Raw genomic sequence first — 20,502 nt, forward strand, 5'->3', positions numbered from 1 at the left:
TTTTTATGCGCGCTTTGCAACTGATCGATGACCGCAAGCTTGAGATCACCGATCTGCCGGAACCGGATGCTCCGGCTGCCGGTGAGGTGACGCTGCGGGTCAAGGCAGTCGCCCTCAACCATATCGACGTCTGGGGTTGGCGCGGCATGGCATTCGCCAAGCGCAAGATGCCGCTCGTCATCGGCGCGGAGGCCTCGGGCGTCGTGGAGGCGATCGGCCCGGGCGTCGCGAATGTCCTGCCCGGCCAGTTGGTCGCAATCTACGGCGCGCGCACCTGCGGTCTCTGCCGTCCGTGCAGCGAAGGCCGCGACAATCTCTGCGAACACGTCTCCGGCGTCCATGGCTTCCATCTTGACGGCTTTGCGCAGGAGAAGGTGAACCTTCCGGCCCGCCTGCTCGTTCCGGCACCGCCCGGCGTCGATGCCATCGGCGCGGCTCTGGCGCCCGTCACCTTCGGGACCGTCGAGCACATGCTCTTCGACAATGCCAAGCTCGAACCCGGCGAGACGATCCTCGTGCATGCCGGCGGTTCGGGCATCGGCACGGCGGCAATCCAGCTCGCCAAGAAGATCGGTTGCACCGTGATCACCACCGTCGGCTCGGACGACAAGATCGAGAAGGCCAAGGCGCTCGGCGCCGATCACGTCATCAACTACCGCAAGGACCGCTTCGAGGGCGTCGTGCGCAAGCTCACGAAAAAAAAGGGCGTCGATGTCGTCTTCGAACACGTGGGCAAGGACACCTGGGCGGGCTCGATGCTGTGCATGAAGCGCGGCGGCCGCCTCGTCACCTGCGGCTCGACGTCGGGCGTTTCCACCGACATGAACCTGATGATGCTCTTCCAGCAGCAGCTGAAGCTGCTCGGCTCCTTCGGCTGCCGCATCGAGAATATGGCGAATGCCATGCAGAAGATGGGCCGCGGCCTCGTTCATCCGGTCATCGACACCGAAGTCAGCTTCGACGATATCGACCGTGCGCTCGAACGCATGGAATCCCGCCAGATCTTCGGCAAGATCATCCTGAAGATGGACTGAACCGGTGAAGCTCTTCCTCACCCGGATCGTTCTGAAGCTCGAGCATTTCCGCCAATGGCTGATCGCTCAGCTGGCCTTTGGCTTCATGAATCTCCTGAAGCTGTTTCCGGCAGATAGCGCGATCCGATTTGCTGATTGGCTGACCCGCAAGATCGGTCCGCACACGTCGCGCCACAAGCTGATGCTCTTCAACCTGCGCAACGCCTTCCCCGAGAAGGGTGGGGCCGAGCTAGAAGAAATCGCCCTGGCGAGTTGGGGCAATATGGGAAGGCTCGCCGCCGAATACGTCTTTCTGGACCGTTTGTTCGATTTCGATCCGGAAAGGACCGATCCGGGCAGGGTGGAGGTCTCGGGCATCCCGATCTTCCTCGACCTGCGGGACAATCCCCGGCCGTTCATCGTCTTTACGGCGCATACGGGCAATTTCGAACTCCTGCCCGTCAGCAGCGCTGCCTTCGGTCTGCATGTGACGGTTCTCTTCCGTCCGCCGAACAATCCTTATGTCGCCCAGAAGGTCTTCGATTTCCGCAGCGCCCGCATGGGCAAGCTCGTGCCGTCGCATGCCGGCTCGGCCTTTGCGCTGGCGCGTCAGCTCGAAGCCGGGCAGGGTGTCGGCGTTCTCGTCGATCAGAAGTTCCGCAAAGGGCTGAAGACCACCTTTTTCGGCCTGGACACGAAGACGAACCCGCTCTTGCCGAAACTCGTCCGCCAGTTCAACTGCGAGGTTTATCCCGCGCGCTGCATCCGGCTTCCCGGCAACCGCTATCGGCTGGAGATCGAGCCGAAGCTGGACATGCCGCGCGACGAGAAGGGCAATCTCGACCTGACGGCGACCGCTCAGATGCTGAACGACAAGGTCGAAAGCTGGGTGCGGGAATACCCGGCCCAATGGCTCTGGTACCACGACCGGTGGAAGGTAAAGCACGAAGTTCTTAAGTGAAGGGCTTTCAACCTCTCATATCTCATCCACTAAAACCCATGTGCCGTCCACGTTGAACGTGAATCCTAATCATGTTATCCGTCGCTACTAGGGCGAGTAGCGGGATTCATGTTTACGTCATATGCGTTGAATTCTGCCAAAGCGAGGAGAATGTGAATCCCTTTGGAGAATAAGGGATCTGGAGGCGCCTTGCTCGAGCTTTTGCAAGCTTTCTCATCACGCTGCTCGCAGATCGAAGAGGCAATTCGTCTTGGCGACGATCGGCGTGTTGCAACTCTTGATGGTGGTCTCGATCTTTTGGTCCAAACAATTGTGGACCATCACGCGTCCAACCTGATGGAGATGTACATGCAGCTTCAGTTTGTCGGCTATCTGCTGCAGCAGGATGCCGATGACGCTGCCAGCGTCAGCCATCACTCAGCCATGCTCATCTCCCTTTTGGAGCGCTATTTCGGCGCGCTGCCGCGTGCGGATTTCGCGTTGCCGCGGGAATTGCCGCTACCTGCACCGAAGGCCTATGTGCCCAATGTCGACAACGGGAATTTTCTCAATTCGGCGATTCTTGAGACGTTGCCGGATCGTGTTGCGGTGCTCACGCGCGACTACCGGTATCTTTATTCCAATCCGGTGAACTGTGCATATTTCGGACGAAGGCCGATCGACATGATCGGCCGCCACGTGATGGAATTCATCGGCGAGGAACAGTTCGTGGCACAAGCGAAAGCCAACTTCGACGCCTGCTTCGCGGGGCAGCATGTCGAATACAACTACGAACAGCGCGGTGAAAGCAGGCGCACGCGTTGCCGCATGTCGCCGTTGCGCGACCTGTCCGGGCAAGTTCTAGGTGCGCTTGTCGTGCTGGAATCTGCCGATGCGATCTCGACAATCGCTGCCTAGCTTCCGGCTTTAAGACTTGCTCCACACGGCCAGTTCGTAGGCATCCTTGTCAAGGAAGTGAAACCGCCGGCCGCCCGGAAAGGCGGCGATCGGCTTTACGATCTTGCCTCCGGCCTGTTCGACCTTCTCCAGCGCTTCCTCAAGTTTGTCGGCGTATAGGATCACAAGCGGGCCACCACCCGGGCGCGGCGGTTGGATATTTGTGAAGCCGCCCGTCAGGCGGCCGTCATTGAATTCGCAATAGCTGGGGCCATAATCGGTGAAACTCCAACCAAATGCGTTACCGTAGAAGGCCTTTGCCGCCGCTATGTCGGCGACGTTGAATTCAATGTAGTCGATCTTCAGGTCGTTTGCGCTTTTTTCCATCGGTTATATCTCCATCAGCGATTTTAAGGCGCCGAGGTCCTTCTGCACATGGGCGGCATCAGCGGCGAACTGGTCGTCCGTCATGCCTGGCTGTTTCAACAGCGTGAACATCACCTCGCAGCCGTCGCCGTTCGGCACGATTCGCAGCGCGTTGTAGACCCGTAGTCCGCTTTCGATTGTTACCGTATGGTCGATGACGCCGAACTCGTTGTGCGGGACGAAGCTCACACGCACCGTTCCCAGAGGACCGTGCGCGATCCAGTCGCTTCCTTGCGGTTCGAGGCCGGAGGCCAGCCCCGAGGCCCAGAGCGACATGTTTTCCGGCTTGCCGGCAAAGTCGTAGACCTCCTTCCAGTACCGATTGATCGAGCAGTGAACAATTTTGGCAGGCAGGGTGCTCATCGGATTTTCCTTGGTGTTTCCTCCGCCGATAATAGCAGACAGGAAGGCGGCGTATTGAAGAAACGGCCGGTCAGCCTCCGAACTGTGCGCTGCCGAACTGATCGGCGTCCTTCCAGACTTGCCGTTTTTCCCGGAGAGTGCCACAACACCGGTCCAAAATGACTCATCGGAGGTGTATCGTGGAAAAGGCAGAAATCGGGCTGATCGGCCTTGCCGTCATGGGTTCCAACCTGGCACTCAACATTGCGGAAAAAGGCAACAAGATTGCAGTCTTCAACCGCACTCCCGAAAAGACGGACGAGTTCTACGAAAGCGCCGGTGATCTCAAGAAGCAGATCGTCCCCTGCAAGACCATCGAGGAATTCGTCGAGGCCATCCGCCCGCCGCGTCCGATCATCATCATGATCAAGGCGGGCGAGGCTGTCGACCAGCAGATGGAAGCGCTGCGGCCGCACCTTTCCAAAGGCGACATCATGATCGATGCCGGCAACGCCAATTTCCGTGACACGATCGCCCGTTTCGACCGCCTCAAGGATACCGAGCTGACCTTCATCGGCATGGGGGTATCCGGCGGTGAAGAAGGCGCCCGCCACGGCCCGTCGATCATGGTCGGCGGTACCGAAGACTCCTGGAAGCGCGTTGAGAAGGTTCTGACCTCGATTGCCGCCAAGTACAACGGCGATCCCTGCGTCGCCTGGCTCGGCAACGATGGTGCGGGTCACTTCGTCAAGACGATCCACAATGGCATCGAATACGCCGACATGCAGATGATCGCCGAAATCTACGGCATCCTGCGCGACGGCCTCGGCAAGAGCGCCGGCGAAATCAGCAACATCTTCGGCGAATGGAACAAGGGCCGCCTGAATTCCTACCTCATCGAAATCTCCGAAAAGGTGCTGGCGGCGACCGATCCCGTGTCCGGGGGCCCGATGGTTGACATGATCCTCGACAAGGCCGGCCAGAAGGGCACCGGCAAGTGGTCGGCGATCGAAGCACAGAACATGGGCATTCCGGCGACCGCTATCGAAGCTGCCGTTGCGGCCCGCAGCATCTCCTCGATGAAGGACCAGCGCGAAGCCGCCGAGAGAATCTTCGGAAAGCCGAAATACGATTTCCCGATCGCCTACGGTCAGGACCTCGACAAGGATCTGGAACTGGCGTTGTTTGCCGCCAAGATCGGCGCATATGCGCAGGGCTTTGCCGTGATGGCGGAGGCTTCCCGCGAGTTCAACTGGTCGCTACCGATGCCGGTGATCGCCAAGATCTGGCGGGCCGGCTGCATCATCCGCTCGCAGTTCCTGGACGAAATCACCAGCGCTTTCACCAAGGCGCCGGATGCGGCAAACCTCATCGTCACGCCGGCCTTCTCCGAAATGGTCAAGGAATCGATCCCGTCGCTTCGCCGCGTCGTTGCGGCAGCACTTGCGGCCGGCCTGCCGGTTCCGGCGCTCACCTCGGCGCTCACCTATTTCGACGCCTACCGCCAGGGCCGCGGCACTGCGAACCTCATCCAGGCCCAGCGCGACTTCTTCGGCGCCCACGGCTTCGACCGCCTCGATGGCAAGGATTTCCACCATGGCCCATGGGGCAGCGGCGCTTCGACGTTCTGAGTATCGATCGAACAAGGAAAAAGCCCGGTTTCGATCGGGCTTATTTTATTTTGAACATACCGAAGCAGGATCATGGAGCTGCGCACTGCTTGTCCGCTTCCCGTGGTCTCTTCCACATTTGCTTTCCTGCGGCCTCATCAAGTCAGTCGGTGAGGAGCGAGGAAAAACGACATGCCATCAGCCTTGAGGGTCGCGCCGTGCGATCTTGCGCCTTAGGTGAGCTTGATTGCCAGAAGTATTGGCACCGTCTCAACACACTCCAAGTTGCCGCGAGCAGCGTTCACCCTTAACCACTGAGGCGGGAGAGGGAGTGTCCAGCCAGGATAGCCGCATCGGATAACTCCGCGAAAAGCGCGCGCCAGCTTTTCCGTGCCGAACTGCGGCGAAGAAGGATAATTCGGCGCATCTGCACCAGGAAACGTGACCGCCTATCTGCGATCGTCCGGCCAGACCGGCTTGCTGATGCTCTGCAGCAGTTCCGGCTCAATGCCATCGATGCGGGCGATGACGGCCTTGGCCAGTTCGCGGCCGGCGTGGCGAACGTCTTCATTGGCGGTGATGATCTCGGGCCTGATCCAGTTCAGGATCGGCGCGGACTGCTTTGAAACCATGTCGATATCGTAGCCGACGCGCTTACTTGTCGCCTCGATGCCGGCGTTGACGGCAATAGCGGCACTTCCGGCCGAACAGACGATGCCGTCGGGCGCGTTCGGCATGCGCATCATCGCTTCGACCGCGGTCTTGACCTCCTCCAGCGGCGTGTCGGTGTTGACGCGCAGGGGGACTTCCTCGGCGCCATAGTCGTGAAGACCGGTCTGGAAGCCAATCCTCGTATGGGCATAGTAAGTGAGCTTGCTCGCCGGCTGGAGCAGAGCGATGCGCCTGCGGCCGCGCTCGACGAGCCTCTTCACCGCCTCGTGCGCGAAGGATTCGTTGTCGAAATCGTGATAGGGGTGGACCAGTCCCGCATCTGTCCGGCCATGCGTCGCGAAGGGCATGTTCTGCTCGGCGAGCAGCCGCACGCGCGGATCGTCGGGCTCGATGCGGGAAATAATGACGCCATCGGCAGAGCCAGTGTCCAGGATGTAGCGCACCGGCAGCATCGGGTCTTTGCTGTGCGAGTGCGGTGTCACGACGATGTGGTACGGCGTGCCGGTCAGCACCTCGGAAATACCGAAGACCATCTGGCTCGAGAAACCCATGATCTCTTCGTCGATGGAAAGAACGAGCGCGATGACATTGGTCTTACCGGTCCTGAGGCGTACGCCGGCGCGGTTCGGCTGGTAGCCGAGCTGGCGGGCGACCATACGCACGCGCTCCTTGGTCTCCGCGCCGATATCCGGTGCGTCCTTGAGTGCGCGCGAAACCGTGGTAATGCCCAGGCCCGTCATGAAGGCGATTGTCTTCAGCGTCGGCCGTTCGCGCTGGATAGCCGCTGCCGCTCCCCCGGAATTTCCCTTGTTTTCCATCCCTTTATGTCACCCTCGCGCGATTTCGGTCCGCTTATAGAATGTTTTTCGTAAAGCCGTAAGCACATTCCCCGCTGAACAACACTCCTCACTTGAGCCATTAAATCTGTAACGATACAGTGGAAATGTCGAGCACTTTTTATGATGTTCGCACCATCACTAGACGCTTAGGTTGAATTGCGGTTTCAAGCTTGGATCTTTGCAATTGCGAAGGCGATTTCTTCAGACGACATACGCCATAATGGAAATTAACATATAATATCAATACATTGCTCCGTTCGTCATCATGCAATCTTGAATGCCCAACCTAACGCCATATGTCGCGGAGTTGTGAAGCAAGAACAGGCATGGGTAGCAATGGCGAGTTTCGCATAGAATTTTGACAGCGGGCTGTTGCGCCTAAATGTCGATTGCACTAAGTTTTTCCGGCAACGTTTCAGTGAGGGAGGAGAACTCATGAATTTTCGTTCGATGGCGGCTGTGCTTGCCGCTTCCGTCGTGCTGCCGCTTGGCGCGGCCAACGCGACCGATCTCGAAGTCACCCATTGGTGGACATCCGGCGGTGAAGCTGCCGCCGTCAAGGTCCTTGCCGACAGCTTCAATGCGAGTGGCAACAAGTGGGTCGACGGCGCTATTGCCGGTTCCGGCACCACCGCCAACCCGATCATCATTAGTCGAATTCTCGGCGGCAACCCCATGGGCGCTACCCAGATGAACACCGGCCGCGACGCCGAGGAACTCATCAAGGCAGGCCTCATGACGGATCTGACGCCCCTTGCCGAGGAGGAACATTGGAAGGACGTCATCCGTCCGGCCAAGCTGCTCGACGCCTGCGTCTATGAAGGCAAGATCTATTGCGTGCCGATCAACATCCACTCCTGGCAGTGGATGTGGCTCAACCGCCACGTCTTCGAAGACAACGGCATGGCTGTTCCAAAAAACTGGGACGAGCTCGCAGCCGACGCGCCGAAGCTGAAGGAGAAGGGCATCACGCCGCTCGCCACCGGCGCCCCGTGGCAGGTCGAAGGCATCCGCAACGTCATGCAGGCCGGCATCGGCGGCAAAGACCTCTACTTGCAGATCAACGACAAGAAGAGCGAAGAGGCCGTTCGCAGCGATCAGAACAAGAAGGTCTGGACCGCATTCGCCCAAGCCCGCGATATGGTCGATCCGGCTTATTCCGGCCGCGACTGGAACGTTGCCACCAACATGGTGATCGAGGGCAAGGCTGCCGCTCAGATCATGGGCGATTGGGCGCAGGGTGAATTCGGCGTCGCGAAGAAGGTTGCCGGCACCGACTACGATTGCCTGCCCGGTCTCGGCTTCAATGCGCAGCTCGATACGGGCGGCGACGCCTTCTATTTCCCGAAGAACAGCAATCCGGAAATCACCAAGGCGCAGCTTGAACTTGCCAAGTTGCTTCTCTCTAAGGAAGTCCAGGTCAAATTCAATCTGGTCAAGGGTTCGCTGCCGGTTCGAGGCGACGTCGATCTCGAAGCTGCGAACGCCTGCATGAAGAAGGGCATCGAAATCCTGTCGGACCTCAACAACGTTCTGCCTTCGACCGAGCAGATGCTCGATTCCGATACGCAGGGCCAGCTGCAGGATCTCGCGCTCGAATTCTTCAGCTCCAAGATGTCTGTGGACGATGCAATCGATCGTCAGGCCGACATCATCTCGCAGGCCCAGTAAGGCCACAGACGCTCTCATAACTGAGACGGTTTTGTGGGGCGCGAGCGGACACAGCTTTCCAGTCTGGTCGCGCCCCTGACCGCCAACAGGAGGTATTGATGGCTCATGCCGGCCGGCCGTTTGGCCTATTGCGCAACCTCAATGCGAAGGTCGCAGCAATCCCTATGATGCTGACCGTCATCGTGATTTTCATCGGTTGCACGCTTTGGACCGTTTTCTACTCGTTCACGTCGTCGCGGCTGCTACCGACGAGCGATTTCGTGGGCGTTGACCAGTACAGCCGCCTCTTCGGCAATTCGCGCTGGAACCAATCGGTTCTCAATCTTGCCACCTACGGCGTCTGCGTGCTGACATTCGTCTTCATCATCGGCTTCCTGCTGGCTGTTCTCATCGATCAGAAGATCAGGTTCGAGAACACATTCCGCACGATCTTTCTCTATCCGTTCGCCCTGTCGTTCATCGTGACGGGGCTCGTCTGGCAGTGGATTCTCGATCCCGGCCTCGGAGTGCCGAAGGTTTTGAACGATCTTGGTCTTCCGGGGGGCAGCCTCGCGCTGCTCGGCGACAAGAATACCGTCATCTATGCGCTCGTCATCGCCGGCCTCTGGCAGGGGACGGGGCTGGTCATGGTGTTGATGCTTGCCGGCCTGCGCGGCATCGATTCCGAAATCTGGAAGGCGGCGCGCGTCGACGGCATTCCGGCGTGGCGCACATACCTCTTCATCATCATTCCAATGATGCGCGGCGTCTTCGTCACCACACTGGTGATCGTCGCTTCCGGCATCGTACGCGTCTATGACCTGGTCGTCGCAATGACGCAGGGCGGACCCGGCTTTGCATCGGAAGTGCCCGCCAAGTACGTCTATTCGTTCATGTTCGAGCGCGCCAATCTCGGGCAGGGCCTTGCGGCTTCGACCGTGATGCTCGTCACCGTCTTCATCATCCTGGTTCCGTGGGCTCTCGCCGAGTTCCGCCAGAAGCGATCCTGAGGGAGCACGATCATGGCCATAGCCACCACCACCAACAGCATCGCCAGCGTCGTCGAGCCGGCAGGCGCAAGGCCGCGTCGCATGTTCGCGCCCTCGACCATCATCCTCTACAGCATCCTGACAGTCGCCGCGCTTTATTATCTTCTGCCGCTCTATGTGATGGTCGTGACCTCCCTCAAGGACATGACAGAAATCCGCATGGGCAACATCTTCGCTCCGCCGGTGCAGATCACCTTCGAGCCCTGGGTCAAGGCATGGAGCCAGGCCTGTACAGGCCTTGATTGCTCCGGCATCAGCGTCGGCTTCTGGAAGTCGGTCAAGATCACCATTCCGAGCGTCATTATTTCCGTGGCGATCGCCTCGGTGAATGGCTACGGCCTGTCCTACTGGCGCTTCAAGGGTTCGGAAGTCTTCTTTACGATCCTGCTTTTCGGCGCTTTCATCCCCTATCAGGTGATGCTCTATCCGCTCGTCATCATCATGCGCGAGCTCGGCATCTTCTCGACCATCTGGGCCGTCGTCCTGGTGCACACGATCTTCGGCATGCCGATCAACACGCTGCTCTTCCGAAATTATTTCGCATCACTGCCTCCCGAACTCTTCAAGGCTGCGCGTGTGGATGGGGCAGGGTTCTGGCAGGTGTTCTTCCGCATCATGCTGCCGATGTCGCTGCCGATCTTCGTCGTGTCGATGATCATCCAGATCACCGGTATCTGGAACGACTTCCTGTTCGGCGTGATCTTTGCCGGCAACCAGAATTTCCCGATGACGGTGCAGCTCAACAACATCGTCAACGCCGTTCAGGGCGTGAAGGAATACAACGTCAACATGGCCGCAACGCTGCTCACCGGTGCGGTGCCGCTTATCGTCTACTTCGTGTCCGGACGTCTCTTCGTCCGCGGTATCGCCGCTGGCGCAGTGAAAGGTTGATCATGAACACAAGCGTTTCCATCAAAGATCTGTCGCTGAATTTCGGCGCCGTCAGCGTCCTCAAGGACCTGAACCTCGACATTAACGACGGCGAATTCCTGGTCCTGCTCGGCTCGTCCGGCTGCGGCAAGTCCACGCTGCTCAACTGCATCGCCGGGCTGCTTGATGCATCCGCGGGACAGATCTTCATCAAGGGCAAGAACGTCACCTGGGAAGAGCCCAAGGACCGCGGCATCGGCATGGTGTTCCAGTCCTATGCGCTCTACCCGCAGATGAGTGTCGAGAAGAACCTGTCCTTCGGACTTCGCGTTGCAAAGGTGCCGCAGGCCGAGATCGACAAGCGCGTGGCGCGCGCCTCCGAAATCCTGCAGATCCAGCCGCTTTTGAAGCGCAAGCCCGCCGAACTGTCCGGCGGCCAGCGCCAGCGCGTGGCGATCGGCCGCGCACTGGTGCGCGATGTCGATGTGTTCTTGTTCGACGAGCCGCTGTCTAACCTCGATGCCAAGCTGCGTTCGGAATTGCGCGTCGAGATCAAGCGCCTGCACCAGTCGCTGAAAAACACGATGATCTACGTCACCCACGACCAGATCGAGGCGCTGACGCTGGCAGACCGCATCGCGATCATGAAAAGCGGCATCATTCAGCAGCTCGACGATCCGACGACCATCTACAACAGGCCGCGCAATCTTTTTGTCGCAGGCTTCATCGGCTCGCCGTCAATGAACTTCCTGCACGGCGAGCTGACCAAGAACAGCGACAAGACGGTGTTCAGATCTAACGGCATCAGCTTCTCGCTCGACGGCTATGATGCGGCTCAACCGCTGCAATCGGGCCGCAAGGTGGTGCTCGGCGTGCGCCCGGAGCACATCAAGGTCGACGAAAATCTCGGCCCCGAAGTGCATGATGCGACCGTCGACATCGAGGAGCCGATGGGCGCCGACAACCTCCTCTGGCTGAAGCACGCCGGTCACACGATGTCGGTGCGCATCAATGGCGCGCGCCGCTTCAAGGTGGGAACACCGGTGAAGCTCAGCTTCGACATGTCGCTGGCATCGCTCTTCGATGCTGAGACGGAGGAGAGAATTTAGGAGGAGGCGAGTGTGCGGTGGGCGAGGGCGGTAACCAGCCCCTCATTCGCCTGCCTGGCACCTTCTTCCCGCAGACTGGGAGAAGCAGATATGCCGCAGCGCCTTCCCCGATCGCAATATTGCGTTCGGCAAGTTCCCTCTCCCCGCAGGCGGGGCGAGGGCTAGGGTGAGGGGCAGTCACGTGCTCCTGGGCAAGCGAGGGCATCCTCGTTCCAATGTTCGAGATCAGAGAATGACCACGTCCAATACTTCGTCCATCGATCTTTCCGGTTCCTGGCAACTCGCCTCCGCTGAAGGCGAAGTCACCACATCGATCACGCTTCCGGGCGACCTCCATACGGCGCTTCACGCGGCAGAGCTCATTCCGGATCCCTATTTCGGCCGCAACGAAGAGCAGGTTCAGTGGGTCGCGCATCGGGATTGGGTGCTCGAGCGAAGCTTCCAGCTCGATGATGCCGAAGGCGACTGGTATCTCGACATCGATTACCTCGACACCGTTGCCTCTGTCTTTATCAACGGCTTCGTCGTGCTAGCGGCCGACAATTGCTTTCGCCGCTACCGGCCGGATGTTTCGAGCATGTTGAAGGGAGGTGAAAACACGATCCGCGTCGTGCTGCATTCGAGCATTGCCGCCGGCGCAGAGCGGCAGGGCAGGCAGCCTTTCTACGTACCCTATCACCCGGGCAACTCGCCGATCGCCAACGGCAATATGCTGCGCAAGCCGCAATGCCATTTCGGCTGGGACTGGAACATCGCGATCGCGCCGCTCGGGCTTTATGGCACGATCGCACTGAAGAAACTCGAGACGGCGCGCATCGAGCACGTCACGACGCGCCAGACGCATAGCCTCGACGGCAGCGTCGAACTGCAGGTCACGGCAACGCTCTTCGCGAAGGACCCCGGCATCGTGCCGGTGCACTTCGCGCTCGACGGCGAACGTATCCGACTCGATGTCGGTGTCAATGCCGGCGAGACGGTGGTCAATCATATCTTCTATGTCGAAAAACCGCGACTGTGGTGGCCTTCCGGCAGCGGCGAGCAGGCGCTTTATGCGCTGACCGTCGATCTGCCGTCAGATGTGGTGACGAAGCAGATCGGCCTTCGCACCGTCGAACTCATCACTACGCCGGATGCGGCCGGCAGCCGCTTCGCTTTCAAGGTCAACGGCCGCGAGATCTTCTGCCGAGGTGCGAACTGGATTCCGGCGGATGCGCTGTTTTCGCTGTCGTCGGCGGAGAAGACGGAGGACCTGCTGCAGTCGGCAAAAGCTGCGAACATGAACATGATCCGCGTCTGGGGTGGCGGCTTTTACGAGCACGACTGGTTCTATGACCTGTGCGACCGGCTCGGCCTCATGGTCTGGCAGGATTTCATGTTTGCCTGCAACCTCTATCCCTCGACAGAAGACTTCCTCGACGATGTCGCGCTCGAAGTCGACTATCAGGTCAAACGCCTGGCCTCGCATCCCTCGATCGCGCTCTGGTGCGGCGATAACGAACTGGTCGGTGCGCTTACCTGGTTCGACGAGCCGAAGCGGGACCGCGACCGCTATCTCGTCTCCTATGATCGGCTAAACCGCACGATCGAGCAGGCGATGAAGAAGGCGGCGCCAGGTGCGATCTGGTGGCCGTCGAGCCCGGCCTCCGGCTATCTGGATTTCGGCGACGCCTGGCATGCCGATGGCTCCGGCGACATGCACTACTGGTCGGTCTGGCACGAAAACAAGTCGTTCGACAATTACCGCTCGGTGCGGCCGCGTTTCTGCTCCGAATTCGGTTTCCAGTCCTATACCTCACTGCCGGTCATCAAGACTTATGCCGATAAGAGGGACATGAACATCGCGTCACCGGTGATGGAGTTGCATCAAAAGAATGCCGGCGGCAATGAGCGGATCGCGGGCACGATGTTCCGCTATTTCCGCTTCCCCAAGGACTTTCCGAACTTCGTCTATCTCAGCCAGATCCAGCAGGGGCTGGCGATCAAGACGGCGGTGGAATATTGGCGGTCGCTCAAACCCCATTGCATGGGCACGATCTACTGGCAGCTCAATGACACCTGGCCGGTCGCGTCCTGGTCGAGCCTCGACTACGGCGGGCGCTGGAAGGCGATGCACTATCTCGTCAAGCGATTCTTCCAGCCGGTCGCCGTGGCCGCCATTCCATCGGAGGACGGCAAAACGATCCGATTCTCGCTGGTCAACGACACGCTTTCGGAGGTCAGCGCCGATCTATCGATTTCCATTCTGACGATGAAGGGCGAGCGCAGGCACCTGAAGGATATCCAAGCCGTCTGCACGCCGGATGCTGCCGTGACGGCAACGGCGATCAATGTCTCGGATATCCCCGAGGGCACGCTGCTTGGCTGGCGCTTCACGGCGTCGAACGGCATGGGCGGTGAGGGGCACTACGTTCACGGCACCTACAAGGCACTCGAATTGGAGCCTGCCGGTCTCCAGGTGACCCGCGAATATGTCGAGGAAGACGGCTCGGTCTGCCTCAATGTCACCGCCAAGGGACTGGCGCTGTTCGTGATGATCGAGACCGAGACCGACGGCAAATATTCCGACAATGCCTTCGATCTGGCAGCTGGCGAGACCCGCCGCATCCTCTTTACCCCGGCAAAGCCGCTCCAAGACGGCGAGCTTCCGGACTTCCGTTTCTACGACCTGCATTCCTGTCAGTCCGCAGATTGATTTTGAGAAAGGGCACGAGGCCCGAGGAGAAAATGATGACGAAACTGAGTTTCCAGCTTTATAGCGCCCGCAATTTCCAGCCCTATTCGGCAATCTTCGAAAAGCTCGGCAAGGCCGGTTATTCGGAGGTCGAAGGCTTCGGAGGCATCTATGCCGATCTCAACGACGCTGATTTGAAGGGCCTGCGCGCCGATCTCGACAAGAATGGTCTCACGATGGCAACCGGCCATTTCAGCCCGGATTTCCTCGACGGCGAAGTCAAGAAATCGCTGAACATCGCAAAGACGCTCGGCATGGATTCGATCTACGCACCGCATCTTGCCGCCGACCAGCGTCCAGCGGACGGCGCCGGCTGGCTTGCGTTTGGCAAGCGCCTGCAGGAAATGGCCAAGCCCTATAAGGACGCCGGCTACGAATTCGGCTGGCACAATCACGACTTCGAATTCGTGAAGCTTGCCGACGGCTCGCTGCCAATCGAGCGCATCTTCGAAGGCGCGCCCGACATTTCGTGGGAAGCGGATATCGCCTGGGTCGTCCGTGGCGGGGCGGATCCGTTCGCCTGGATCGAGAAGCTCGGCTCACGCATCACTGCCGTACACGTCAAGGACATCGCGCCGGTCGGCGAGAACAAGGACGAGGACGGCTGGGCCGATATCGGTCACGGCACACTTGCCTGGCCCAAGCTGATCGCTGCGCTCAAGGGCACCAGGGTGAAGCACTACGTCGTCGAGCACGACAATCCGAGCGACATCGATCGCCTGATCACCCGCTCGATCGCATCCTTCAAGACCTACTGAGGGCAAACCATGACCAAGGAACTTGGCGTCGGCATCATCGGATGCGGCAACATCTCCACCACTTACCTTTCGCTCGCGCCCCTCTTCAAGGGGCTGAAAATTCTGGCCTGCGCGGACATCAATGTGCAGGTAGCCGAACTTCGCGCCGAGGAATACGGCGTCACCGCTCAGACCATCGAGCAGCTTCTTGCCAATGACGAGATCGACGTCGTCGTGAACCTCACGATCCCCGATGCGCATTATCCGGTCTCAAAGGCGGCGCTTGAGGCCGGCAAGCACGTCTTCTCTGAAAAGCCGCTCGTGCTAACGCTGGAACAGGGTGAGGATCTACGCCGCATCGCCAAGGAGAAGAAGCTCTCCGTCGGCTGCGCGCCGGACACCTTCCTCGGCGGTGCGCACCAGCTTGCCCGCAAATATGTCGACGAGGGTGGCATCGGGCGCATCACCTCCGGCGCCTGCTATGTTATGGGGCCGGGCATGGAGATGTGGCATCCGAACCCGGACTTCTTCTTCCTGCCGGGCGGTGGTCCCATCCTCGACATGGGTCCGTATTACATCGCCAACCTCATCAATTTCATCGGCCCGGTGAAGCGCGTCGGCGCGATCACCTCGATGGCGTCGGAGACACGCACAATCACCAGCCAGCCACGCCACGGCGAGACGATTCCGGTCAAGACGCCGACGACGGTCCAGGCACTGCTGGAATTCGTCAGCGGTGCGACGGTGACGCTGACGGCGAGCTGGGATGTCTGGTCGCATCGCCATGCCAATATGGAGCTCTACGGCACCGATGGCACCCTTTTCGTTCCCGACCCGAACTTCTTTGGCGGCGTCGTCGAGGCCAGCGGCCGCGACAAGGACATCAAGCCGCTTGAAGCCTGGGAGCATCCCTTCGGCAGGTTCAACCAGGAAAGCCCGCAAGGCCCGCGCGCCAACTACCGCACGGCAGGTCTTGCTGACATGGTCGCGGCGCTGATCGACGGCCGCGATGCCCGCTGCTCGCTGGAGCGCACGCTGCATGGCGTCGACGTCATGACCTCGATCCTGAAATCGGGCGAGGAGGGCAGGTTCGTGGAGCTCACGACGACCTGCACGCAGCCCGCCGCGCTTGGCATCGAAGAGGCTCAGGCGCTCTTGAAGTAGGCCTCCAAAGGGCTATTTTCCGCGCGGGCTTTTCCGGCTCGCGCGCACTTTTCCAAAGGATCAGGACCATGAGCTGGCAACCGGCTTCCGACCGCTATTCGAAGATGAAGTATAACCGCACTGGCCGCTCCGGCCTGAAGCTTCCTGCCGTTTCCCTCGGTCTCTGGCACAATTTCGGCGACGACACGCCGCATGAGCGCAAGATCGACATGTGCCGCACTGCCTTCGATCTCGGCATCACCCATTTCGACCTTGCCAACAATTACGGCCCGCCTCCAGGTTCGGCCGAAACCGCCTTCGGCGAGATCCTTCGTACCGAATTCGTGGGCCTGCGCGATGAACTCATCATCTCGTCGAAGGCCGGCTACGATATGTGGCCGGGTCCCTATGGCGAGTGGGGCAGCCGCAAATATCTGATCGCTTCCTGCGACCAGAGCCTGAAGCGCATGGGCCTCGACTACGTCGATATCTTCTATTCGCACCGTTTCGATCCGGATACGCCTCTCGAAGAGACCTGCGGCGCGCTCGACCATATCGTCCGCTCCGGCCGCGCGCTCTATGTCGGCATTTCCTCTTATAATTCGCAGCGCACGCGGGAAGCAGCCGCGATCCTCAAGGATCTCGGCACGCCGTGCCTCATCCACCAGCCGAGCTATTCCATGCTCAACCGCTGGGTTGAGGACGACAAGCTGCTCGATACGCTGGACGAGGCCGGCATGGGCTCGATCGTCTTTTCACCTCTGGCGCAGGGCATGCTCACGACCAAATATCTCGCCGGCATCCCGGAAGACAGCCGTGCGGCTCAGAACCACTTCCTGAAGCGTGATTTCATCCGCCCGTCGATCATCGACAACATCCGCAAGCTGAATAGCATTGCAGAACGCCGCGGCCAGACGCTGGCGCAGATGGCGATCGCCTGGGTATTGCGCGGCGGCCGGGTGACGTCGGCGCTGATCGGCGCCAGCCGTTCGTCGCAGATCGTCGATTGCGTCAAGGCGCTCGACAATCTTGAGTTCACGGCGGAAGAGCTGAAGGAGATCGATGTCTACGCCCGCGAGGCCGACGTCAATCTCTGGGCGAAATCCGCAGAGCGAGAATAAGCGCAAGCAACGCCTGGCCGGAAACTGCCGGGCGTTTCTCATTCAGTCTGACGTACGTGCCGCAGTCTGCGGCTATCCGGAGGAGCAGCCGTCATGATCCGCAACCCCGTTCTGCCTGGTTTCAATCCCGATCCGTCTATCTGCCGCGTCGGCGACGACTATTACATCGCGACCTCGACCTTCGAATGGTATCCGGGTGTGCAGATCCACCATTCGCGCGATCTGGTGAACTGGACACTGGTGCGCCGTCCGCTGGAGCGCCAATCGCAGCTCGACATGCGCGGCAATCCCGATAGCTGCGGCGTATGGGCGCCGTGTCTTTCCTATGCCGATGGGCAGTTCTGGCTGGTCTATACCGATGTCAAGCGCTTCGACGGCAACTTCAAGGACGCGCACAACTACATCGTCACCTCGCCGACCATCGAGGGCGAGTGGTCTAATCCGGTCTACGTCAACTCCTCGGGTTTCGACCCGTCGCTCTTCCATGACGACGACGGCCGCAAGTGGTTCGTCAACATGCAGTGGAACCACCGCACGGAAAGCTATGGCGGCGCGCCCAAGCATCCGGCCTTCGATGGCATCCTGCTTCAGGAATGGTATCCGGTCACGAAGGCGCTGAAAGGTCCGATCAGGAACATCTTCGCCGGCAGCCCGCTCGGCCTTGTCGAAGGCCCGCATCTCTTCAAGCGCAACGGCTACTATTATCTAACGACCGCCGAAGGCGGCACGGGCTATGATCACGCGGTCACCATGGCGCGTTCGCGCAACATCGACGGTTCCTACGAGATGCATCCGAATATCCATCTCATTACCTCCAAGGACAATCCGGAAGCCGTTCTGCAGCGGGCAGGGCATGGGCAGTATGTCGAGACGCCCGACGGGCAAGTCTACCACACGCATCTCTGCGGGCGGCCGCTGCCGCCGAAGCGCCGCTGCACGCTTGGTCGCGAAACCAGCCTGCAGAAATGCGTCTGGAAGGCGGACGGCTGGCTCTACCTCGAAAACGGCACGACGGTGCCGGATGTCGAAGTTCCGGGCCTCAAGGGCGCGGTTCGCGCCGAAAAACCGGTTCGCACCGAATATAGCTTCGATGGCGGCAAGTTGCCTGCGGATTTCCAGTGGCTGCGCACGCCGCAGCCGGAGCGCATCTTCGATCTGACCGGACGCCCCGGCCATCTGCGCCTCATCGCCCGCGAAAGCATCGGCTCGTGGTTCGAGCAGGCGCTCGTCGCCCGCCGCCAGGAGCATCACAGTTTCCGAGCCGAGACTGTCGTAGAGTTCGACCCGGACACCTACCAGCAGGTCGCCGGCCTGACGCATTACTACAATCGCCACAAGTTGCACGCCGTAGCCGTGACGCTGCACGAAAAGCTCGGCCGTTGCGTCACCATCCTTTCCTGCAATGGGGATTATCCGAATGGCCGTCTCAGCTTCCCGGCTGGCAGCGGCGTCGCCCTTCCGGCGGAAGGCCGCGTCCAGCTTTCTATGGAAATCCGCGACAACGACCTGCAGTTCTTCTGGCAGACGGAAGGAAAGGGCGCCTGGCAGCCGATCGGCCCGGTTCTCGATGCCGGCGTTGTCTCCGACGAGGGTGGCCGCGGCGAGCACGGCTCCTTCACCGGTGCCTTCGCCGGCGTCTTCGCCTTCGACACATCTGGGCGTGCCAAGACAGCCGATTTCGACTGGTTCAACTACGAAGAGCTTTGAAAATGGCGCCCGATATCGTCATCGAACCGATCGCCGTCCGGCACATCGAGAGCTATCACCAGGCTCTCGACGTTGTTGCGCGTGAACGCATGTATCTCACCTTCCTTGAGGCCCCGCCGCTTGAAGATACACGGAAATTCGTTCTCGACATGATCGAGAACAGGCATCCGCAATTTGTCGCAGTAAAGCACAGCGGGGTGATCGGCTGGTGCGATATCCGCCGGCATTCCCGCCCGGCACATGCGCACCGAGGAACGCTCGGCATGGGCATCATCCCTGCCCACCGCGGACAGGGCCTCGGATTGCGTCTCATGGAGACGACGCTGAAGCAGGCAAGGGAATACGACATCATACGGGTCGAACTCAGCGTCCATGCCGACAATGCCCGCGCAATCCGCCTTTTACGAGAAGGCCGGCTTCGTCAGCGAGGGCGTGAGCAAGGACGCCGTTCATATCGACGGCCGCTATCTCAACGTCGTCAACATGGCTTTGATCTCCAGCCGGACTTAAATGCGCGGCCGCTTTAAAAGGTGAAGCTAAATATAAGGTTATGCTTATAAGCATCGGTTTCTATTACAAAAGTTTAATTTGATTTTCAGATTCGGTTCACCTTCGTGGACGTAGTTTCGGGGGTGTTCAACACGAGGATCCCCCCGATGAGAAAGATATTCACAACCCTGCTTTCCGCTTCCTTCCTGATTACGCCGATTGCTTTTGCATCCGAGGCAAGTGCTGCCGAGCACCGCCGTCCGATCATTGTCGAAAAGAAGGTCGTGGTCCACAAATACCGCTGGACGAAGGGTCATCGCATGACGGCTGCCGAACGCCGCCACATGGCCGAAGTCCGCGACTACCGCCGCTACCGCCTGTCGGCGCCGCCGCGCGGCTACCGCTGGGTCAGGGTCGACAACGAGTTCCTGCTGATCGGCGTCACGAGCGGGATTGTCTCGAGCATCATCGCTGCCCGCTGATCGGGCGTTTTTAAAAAGCCACCTTTGGGCTCTAAAGTCGCTCGCAGCAAGACGCTGCGGGCGGCTCGACTTATTGAAGATATTTTCACGAGGCCTTGGTGAATGCTGGTGCTGGCAAAAGTCCAATTTTGCGACGGTGTAAGAATCAGCTGCAAATCTGGCGCTTTAATCGGGAACTTCGCGATAGGGTCTTTTCGGCTCACGACACTACAGAACTATCTGCAGTCGGAGAGGAAACCATGGAGGCCAGCGTAAGGAAGCTTTTCGAGCGATACGAACGCTGTTTCAAGCAGTCCCTCGGCGGCGACATAGACATGGATGAGGTCGCATCTTTGTATGCATCCGACTTCATAGCTGCCTCGCCCGCTGGGGTGATGACTGGAAAGAACGACGATCAACTCAAGCAAGTCATGGCGCAAGGTTATGCGCACTATCGGGCGATAGGGACGAAGGAGATGCGGATACGCAATGTCCGCCTCTCGCCCATAGATGAACATCATTGCGTGGCCCAAGTCGCTTGGAGGGCAACCTATGTCCGCAAGGATCAATCGGACGTAGCGATAGATTTTGATGTTCACTACTTCGTCCAAGAGCTGGACGGGGAGCCGAAAGTTTTCGGCTGGGTATCAGGCGACGAGCAGGAGCTTTTAAGGAAGCACGGCATCATCTGAAGTC

The 20,502-nt window shown here is 59.6% G+C and carries 18 protein-coding genes and 1 pseudogene; 16 read left to right on the forward strand and 3 right to left on the reverse strand.

Annotated elements, in window-relative coordinates; translation table 11 throughout:
* Window positions 1-5 precede the first annotated feature (5 nt).
* From ACZ9DP_RS22985 to ACZ9DP_RS22995, 3 genes are all read left to right on the forward strand, one after another.
* Window positions 6-1,034, forward strand: coding sequence for a zinc-binding dehydrogenase (locus ACZ9DP_RS22985; RefSeq protein WP_194729904.1), 1,029 nt, complete (start codon window positions 6-8; stop codon window positions 1,032-1,034).
* A 4-nt stretch (window positions 1,035-1,038) separates the two neighbouring features.
* The gene (locus tag ACZ9DP_RS22990) at window positions 1,039-1,974 is read left to right on the forward strand and encodes a lipid A biosynthesis lauroyl acyltransferase (RefSeq protein ID WP_476203680.1); all 936 of its coding nucleotides are present in this window, start codon (window positions 1,039-1,041) and stop codon (window positions 1,972-1,974) included.
* A 189-nt stretch (window positions 1,975-2,163) separates the two neighbouring features.
* Entirely contained in the window at window positions 2,164-2,871 is a 708-nt protein-coding gene (locus ACZ9DP_RS22995; RefSeq protein WP_476203681.1) for a PAS domain-containing protein, read from the forward strand.
* Between the two features lie 9 nt (window positions 2,872-2,880).
* Here ACZ9DP_RS22995 and ACZ9DP_RS23000 read toward each other — a convergent pair whose 3' ends face one another.
* Both ACZ9DP_RS23000 and ACZ9DP_RS23005 read right to left on the reverse strand, forming a co-directional pair.
* Window positions 2,881-3,237 (reverse strand): VOC family protein, encoded by a 357-nt coding sequence (locus tag ACZ9DP_RS23000; protein WP_476203682.1) that lies wholly within the window; start codon window positions 3,235-3,237, stop codon window positions 2,881-2,883.
* A gap of 3 nt (window positions 3,238-3,240) precedes the next feature.
* Complete coding sequence (locus ACZ9DP_RS23005) at window positions 3,241-3,639, reverse strand: SRPBCC family protein (protein ID WP_074068619.1); 399 nt, start codon at window positions 3,637-3,639, stop codon at window positions 3,241-3,243.
* A 158-nt stretch (window positions 3,640-3,797) separates the two neighbouring features.
* Between ACZ9DP_RS23005 and gndA the strand changes: the two genes are divergently transcribed.
* On the forward strand, window positions 3,798-5,249 hold the full coding sequence (gndA, locus tag ACZ9DP_RS23010) for an NADP-dependent phosphogluconate dehydrogenase (RefSeq protein WP_476203683.1): 1,452 nt from the start codon (window positions 3,798-3,800) through the stop codon (window positions 5,247-5,249).
* A 428-nt stretch (window positions 5,250-5,677) separates the two neighbouring features.
* On the opposite strand, the gene ACZ9DP_RS23015 is transcribed toward gndA, so the two are convergent.
* A complete protein-coding gene (locus ACZ9DP_RS23015; RefSeq protein ID WP_074068614.1) occupies window positions 5,678-6,718 on the reverse strand; it encodes a LacI family transcriptional regulator in 1,041 nt (346 codons plus the stop codon).
* A 456-nt stretch (window positions 6,719-7,174) separates the two neighbouring features.
* Between ACZ9DP_RS23015 and ACZ9DP_RS23020 the strand changes: the two genes are divergently transcribed.
* From ACZ9DP_RS23020 to ACZ9DP_RS23075, 12 genes and pseudogenes are all read left to right on the forward strand, one after another.
* Window positions 7,175-8,410, forward strand: a complete 1,236-nt coding sequence (locus ACZ9DP_RS23020; protein WP_074068612.1) for an ABC transporter substrate-binding protein — start codon at window positions 7,175-7,177, stop codon at window positions 8,408-8,410.
* Between the two features lie 98 nt (window positions 8,411-8,508).
* Window positions 8,509-9,399 (forward strand): carbohydrate ABC transporter permease, encoded by an 891-nt coding sequence (locus ACZ9DP_RS23025; RefSeq protein ID WP_074068610.1) that lies wholly within the window; start codon window positions 8,509-8,511, stop codon window positions 9,397-9,399.
* Between the two features lie 12 nt (window positions 9,400-9,411).
* Window positions 9,412-10,329: a carbohydrate ABC transporter permease gene (locus tag ACZ9DP_RS23030; protein WP_074068607.1), complete on the forward strand. Its 918-nt coding sequence runs from the start codon at window positions 9,412-9,414 to the stop codon at window positions 10,327-10,329.
* Window positions 10,330-10,331: 2 nt separating this feature from the next.
* On the forward strand, window positions 10,332-11,417 hold the full coding sequence (locus ACZ9DP_RS23035) for an ABC transporter ATP-binding protein (protein ID WP_476203684.1): 1,086 nt from the start codon (window positions 10,332-10,334) through the stop codon (window positions 11,415-11,417).
* 232 nt (window positions 11,418-11,649) lie between these two features.
* The gene (locus ACZ9DP_RS23040; protein WP_074068602.1) at window positions 11,650-14,109 is read left to right on the forward strand and encodes a beta-mannosidase; all 2,460 of its coding nucleotides are present in this window, start codon (window positions 11,650-11,652) and stop codon (window positions 14,107-14,109) included.
* A 35-nt stretch (window positions 14,110-14,144) separates the two neighbouring features.
* Window positions 14,145-14,906, forward strand: coding sequence for a sugar phosphate isomerase/epimerase family protein (locus ACZ9DP_RS23045; protein ID WP_074068600.1), 762 nt, complete (start codon window positions 14,145-14,147; stop codon window positions 14,904-14,906).
* Window positions 14,907-14,915: 9 nt separating this feature from the next.
* Window positions 14,916-16,049: a Gfo/Idh/MocA family protein gene (locus ACZ9DP_RS23050; protein WP_194729897.1), complete on the forward strand. Its 1,134-nt coding sequence runs from the start codon at window positions 14,916-14,918 to the stop codon at window positions 16,047-16,049.
* 68 nt (window positions 16,050-16,117) lie between these two features.
* The gene (gene mgrA, locus ACZ9DP_RS23055) at window positions 16,118-17,149 is read left to right on the forward strand and encodes an L-glyceraldehyde 3-phosphate reductase (RefSeq protein WP_476203685.1); all 1,032 of its coding nucleotides are present in this window, start codon (window positions 16,118-16,120) and stop codon (window positions 17,147-17,149) included.
* Between the two features lie 93 nt (window positions 17,150-17,242).
* A complete protein-coding gene (locus ACZ9DP_RS23060; RefSeq protein ID WP_476203686.1) occupies window positions 17,243-18,856 on the forward strand; it encodes a glycoside hydrolase family 43 protein in 1,614 nt (537 codons plus the stop codon).
* Window positions 18,857-18,858: 2 nt separating this feature from the next.
* A pseudogene (locus tag ACZ9DP_RS23065) lies at window positions 18,859-19,366 on the forward strand (GNAT family N-acetyltransferase).
* Window positions 19,367-19,512: 146 nt separating this feature from the next.
* Window positions 19,513-19,827 carry an RcnB family protein gene (locus ACZ9DP_RS23070; protein WP_476203687.1) on the forward strand — a complete coding sequence of 105 codons (315 nt, stop codon included), beginning with the start codon at window positions 19,513-19,515 and terminating at the stop codon, window positions 19,825-19,827.
* 239 nt (window positions 19,828-20,066) lie between these two features.
* Window positions 20,067-20,498 carry a nuclear transport factor 2 family protein gene (locus ACZ9DP_RS23075; protein WP_476203689.1) on the forward strand — a complete coding sequence of 144 codons (432 nt, stop codon included), beginning with the start codon at window positions 20,067-20,069 and terminating at the stop codon, window positions 20,496-20,498.
* Window positions 20,499-20,502: the final 4 nt, after the last annotated feature.

The sequence above is a fragment of the Rhizobium sp. USDA 4016 genome (genome assembly GCF_056279705.1).

What these genes read in the sequence shown, in the direction of transcription:
- ACZ9DP_RS23050 (WP_194729897.1), top strand. Translation starts at nt 14,916, where the DNA reads ATGACCAAGGAACTTGGCGTCGGCATCATCGGATGCGGCAACATCTCC.
- ACZ9DP_RS23045 (WP_074068600.1), top strand. Translation starts at nt 14,145, where the DNA reads ATGACGAAACTGAGTTTCCAGCTTTATAGCGCCCGCAATTTCCAGCCC.
- mgrA (WP_476203685.1), top strand. Translation starts at nt 16,118, where the DNA reads ATGAGCTGGCAACCGGCTTCCGACCGCTATTCGAAGATGAAGTATAAC.
- ACZ9DP_RS23025 (WP_074068610.1), top strand. Translation starts at nt 8,509, where the DNA reads ATGGCTCATGCCGGCCGGCCGTTTGGCCTATTGCGCAACCTCAATGCG.
- ACZ9DP_RS23015 (WP_074068614.1), bottom strand. Translation starts at nt 6,718, where the DNA reads ATGGAAAACAAGGGAAATTCCGGGGGAGCGGCAGCGGCTATCCAGCGC.
- ACZ9DP_RS23030 (WP_074068607.1), top strand. Translation starts at nt 9,412, where the DNA reads ATGGCCATAGCCACCACCACCAACAGCATCGCCAGCGTCGTCGAGCCG.
- ACZ9DP_RS23000 (WP_476203682.1), bottom strand. Translation starts at nt 3,237, where the DNA reads ATGGAAAAAAGCGCAAACGACCTGAAGATCGACTACATTGAATTCAAC.
- ACZ9DP_RS23070 (WP_476203687.1), top strand. Translation starts at nt 19,513, where the DNA reads ATGAGAAAGATATTCACAACCCTGCTTTCCGCTTCCTTCCTGATTACG.
- gndA (WP_476203683.1), top strand. Translation starts at nt 3,798, where the DNA reads ATGACTCATCGGAGGTGTATCGTGGAAAAGGCAGAAATCGGGCTGATC.
- ACZ9DP_RS23005 (WP_074068619.1), bottom strand. Translation starts at nt 3,639, where the DNA reads ATGAGCACCCTGCCTGCCAAAATTGTTCACTGCTCGATCAATCGGTAC.
- ACZ9DP_RS22985 (WP_194729904.1), top strand. Translation starts at nt 6, where the DNA reads ATGCGCGCTTTGCAACTGATCGATGACCGCAAGCTTGAGATCACCGAT.
- ACZ9DP_RS23035 (WP_476203684.1), top strand. Translation starts at nt 10,332, where the DNA reads ATGAACACAAGCGTTTCCATCAAAGATCTGTCGCTGAATTTCGGCGCC.
- ACZ9DP_RS23020 (WP_074068612.1), top strand. Translation starts at nt 7,175, where the DNA reads ATGAATTTTCGTTCGATGGCGGCTGTGCTTGCCGCTTCCGTCGTGCTG.
- ACZ9DP_RS23075 (WP_476203689.1), top strand. Translation starts at nt 20,067, where the DNA reads ATGGAGGCCAGCGTAAGGAAGCTTTTCGAGCGATACGAACGCTGTTTC.
- ACZ9DP_RS23040 (WP_074068602.1), top strand. Translation starts at nt 11,650, where the DNA reads ATGACCACGTCCAATACTTCGTCCATCGATCTTTCCGGTTCCTGGCAA.
- ACZ9DP_RS23060 (WP_476203686.1), top strand. Translation starts at nt 17,243, where the DNA reads ATGATCCGCAACCCCGTTCTGCCTGGTTTCAATCCCGATCCGTCTATC.